The organism is Tsukamurella soli (assembly GCF_039541155.1).
Taxonomy (GTDB): domain Bacteria; phylum Actinomycetota; class Actinomycetes; order Mycobacteriales; family Mycobacteriaceae; genus Tsukamurella; species Tsukamurella soli.
This window is the reverse complement of sequence record NZ_BAABFR010000258.1, coordinates 1-843: the sequence shown is the minus strand read 5'-3', so window position 1 is coordinate 843 and position 843 is coordinate 1. Positions and strand designations below refer to the sequence as shown.

Here is an 843-nt window from a genome sequence, read left to right as displayed (position 1 = left end):
CCGACTTGGATGCTCTGGCGCCGCGGCGCCGGCCGGCTCGGCGCGGCTGAACGCCTAGCACCGTGCGACCGCCTCGGCGCGACCCGGTGGACCGGCGCACCGACGTCCGTGGCCTACCCGGGTGGCGGAGCGATCGGGGTCGCGCACCACCGCGGGCGGACGGTGGCGGCGCTACGGCTCGAACCCGCGCCGCCCGCCGTGTGTGCGTTGGGCGCAGCGGATCAGCGGGATGAGCTGCCGCTCAGCCGGATCGCCACCGCACTCGCGTCGCCGGACACACCCGCCGACGGGATCCACATCGTGATCCGCGGATCGCGCGTCGCCACCGGCAGCCCGCTCGCCGGCCGCTATCGCGCCCTGCTCGGACCACTGTCGGACTGGGCGCTGCAGGAGGTCACGGTCTTCGTCGAGACGGACGCCACCCGCTGCGGCGGCGCCGTCTCCCGCCGCGGCGGCGCTGCGGGGATCGCGGCGGTGGCCGCGTTGGCCACCCGACGGGTGGCGGATCTCCTCGCGCACGAGGGGATCCGTTCGGCGCCCCTACCGGCGACCGCGCTCGCCGCCGAGCGACGCCGCATCGTGGCGGGCGCCGTCACCGTCGAACTCCCGTCGGCCGAGCTGTGCGAGCGGGGAGCGGTATCGCTGCCGGTCCGTGTCGACGGGCCGGCCGTCGCCCTGCTGTCGATGCGCCCCGCGGCCCCGCTGACCGGTTCCGGCGTTGCAGACGCGGTTGCCGTGTGCGCGGCCGTGACCGCTCCGGCCGCCCACTTCCCAGACGGCGCGCGGCACGCCCGGTCGGTGCCGCCCACGCCGGCCCCCGACGCACGGCTCGGCGTGCGACCC

General features: G+C 77.6%; 1 protein-coding gene. It reads left to right on the top strand.

The window, feature by feature from the left end; all coding sequences use genetic code 11:
- Nucleotides 1-843 (top strand): type VII secretion protein EccE (locus ABD908_RS27455; protein WP_345002090.1); only part of this gene is annotated, 843 nt, incomplete at both ends.